The 2,507-nt window shown below is 36.3% G+C and carries 3 protein-coding genes; 1 reads left to right on the top strand and 2 read right to left on the bottom strand.

Translation table 11 applies throughout. From position 1 onward, the window contains the following. Positions 1 to 26: 26 nt before the first annotated feature. On the bottom strand, positions 27 to 902 hold the full coding sequence (locus GSY74_RS01940) for a glutaredoxin domain-containing protein (RefSeq protein WP_164663433.1): 876 nt from the start codon (positions 900 to 902) through the stop codon (positions 27 to 29). 58 nt (positions 903 to 960) lie between these two features. After that, on the bottom strand, positions 961 to 2,184 hold the full coding sequence (locus tag GSY74_RS01935; RefSeq protein WP_164663432.1) for a metal-dependent hydrolase: 1,224 nt from the start codon (positions 2,182 to 2,184) through the stop codon (positions 961 to 963). A gap of 102 nt (positions 2,185 to 2,286) precedes the next feature. Between GSY74_RS01935 and GSY74_RS10830 the strand changes: the two genes are divergently transcribed. Then, on the top strand, positions 2,287 to 2,415 hold the full coding sequence (locus GSY74_RS10830; protein ID WP_255494459.1) for a hypothetical protein: 129 nt from the start codon (positions 2,287 to 2,289) through the stop codon (positions 2,413 to 2,415). The last annotated feature ends 92 nt before the right edge of the window (positions 2,416 to 2,507 follow it).

Below are 2,507 nucleotides of genomic sequence, written 5' to 3'. Positions count from 1 at the left end.
TTATTAATAATATGGTATTTGTTCAATTATTTGCTACAGTTACTCTCATCCTCCAATTTTGTTATAGAACCAAATCCACACCCCTCATCGTCGGCACTAGCATCATCATATAATAGATTACCGCTTGATGATGAACTCTCTACAGCAACACTATCTTCAACTATAACGGCATCTTCTACTATAATCTCTTCCATAACAATAGCATTTGTGGGCTTGGAGAGAGAGTCTATAATGTTGTTATCTCCATTAATTATCTGAACACTTTTACCCTCTTTGACTATCAATATAGGAATAGTCGTGAAGTTTAAGAATGTAGCAAAATTTCTAGCTTCAATATCATCAATATTTAGTTTTGTAAACGAGATATTATTTTCGTTTAGATAATCTTTGACTTTTTTACAATGTGTACAGGTTGGTGATTGGACAAGATAGTTTCCATCTTCTATCACAAATGCTTCTGATTTAGGTATTGTCAAAAAGCTAAGAGCAACCACAACAGATGCTATCACAGGAACAACCATCAGGAAATATTTTTTTGCAGATAGCAACATTATCACCACTAAAAAAGCATAAACACCCATGCAGAATATACACATTTCAGGTGATACAAAATATTGATAACCTATTAAAATAGTCTCAAAAGCCAAAGATGCAAAAAGAACTAGATAAAAAAGCTTTTCACGAATGGCTCTTTTGTAGCTCAACCACCCTATTGCCAAGATAATCAGAGCATCAGCCAATCCCATAAAATTAAGATAGATACTATCAAACCACAAAAGATTATCAGCCAATAGACACCCCGCTGATTCACACAGTGTTGAGTGGTTTAATTTCAAAAGAGTCTCAACTGCAATGTAGACGAAAAATAGAGCGGGTAGATAGACAAATGATAGTTTTTTCATAAAGTTTCCTTTTGGGTTTTATTAATATGAAATGATAGCAGATAAATAGTAATTTTTGTTAAACAAATCTAATATCTTCTCCTAAAATAAATAGATTATCCACCTTCTGTGTATGCAAGATAGTCTGTAGAGCAATATCATCTAATGAGTGGGGTTGGTCAGGTAGATTTATCAAAGCAAAATCAGCATCTTTTCCTATGGCTATCTCTCCACTATTTAGATGAAAAATATCGGCAGGTATAGAGGTGATGCTTTTTATCAACAGATTAGAGAGTCTGTTTATTGATTCCATATGGTGCATCATCAGGGCAGCACGAAGTTCATCAAATATATTTAGAGAGTGGTTAGAGCTTAATCCATCCGTAGCAAGAGTGAATGGCATATCCAGTTTGATTAACTCCTCCACTTCCAGTCTCCCACACCCCAACAGACGGTTAGAACGAGGACAGTGTGCGATAGAGTGACCCCTGTTTGCCAAATACTCTAGCTCCTCCTTGGTCGCTTGAACAGCATGAGTAAAGTGTGTAGGAGTATTATCAAAACTCTCCATAAACTCAGCTATATCGGTTACTGATGTGGAGGTTGAGAAAAACTTTTGGAAAAACTCCAAAAACTCACCCGCATCCTCTTCTAACCACTCTCTCTCAGCCTCTGATTCCAAAAAATGAGCAGAGAGAGGAATCTTCTCATTTTTGGCAATCTCCACAGCTCGTTTGAGTACAATAGGGTGAACCGAGTATGGGGAGTGTATCGCGATAGCAGGGATGATACCACGACCACACTTTTTAGAAGCATCCAGTCGTTCAAGGAAGTCTCCATACAACATATCAGCAGTAGAAGCTGACGAACCTATAAGTTCATTAAAAAAGAGTACCTTTTGAGGGGTTTTCATGCAGACCTCCAACTCTGCTCCAAAACTAGAAATAGCTCCAAAGGTAGTGATACCAGAATGCATCATCTCTTCACAAGCTTTTAGCATAAGCTCATTGTCACACTTGGCAACCAAATCCTCACGATTGGCAATAACCGAGTTCAACCACGGCATAAACTCTCCATACTGCAAAGTTGTTTTGTTTGCTGAAAATTCCAAGTGGACATGGGTGTTGATAAACCCAGGGTAGAGTACGGAGTTTCGTCTACCTTGTTTTATTGTAGCCTCAGGATACTGTTTTCTTAAATTTTCCATAGTATCTATGGCTTCTATCTGTTTATCAAAAGCTACGGCTATGTTCTCTTTAAATGTGTTATCTATATAGATATAATTTGGATTTAGGATGGTCATTTCTGTTCCGATATTTTTTTAGAATTTTAGCATATTTTTCTATATTTGACAGGGGAGTTAAAAGAGACTATAATATCTAATATTAAAATTAGGAAAAAAATTATGGGGATTTGGCGTATTATTTTGATTTTGGTATCTCTTGGAACATTTGGAAGTGGAAGTAACTATAATGAAGAGAAATTCAAATTTTATTATGATTTCAAATCAATAATAGAACATGAAGCTAACTGAAAACTACGGAAAAACCCCAAATTACTCCCCAACCCCAGCAAAGTCAGTAATCTCTCTCCACTCATCATCCGAAATTCCCCTGTCTTCCTTAA

Origin of the sequence: Sulfurovum sp. bin170 (assembly GCF_010892395.1) — a bacterium.
In the GTDB taxonomy this organism is placed as follows: Bacteria; Campylobacterota; Campylobacteria; order Campylobacterales; family Sulfurovaceae; genus UBA1140.
This window is presented reverse-complemented; position numbering and strand designations above follow the sequence as displayed.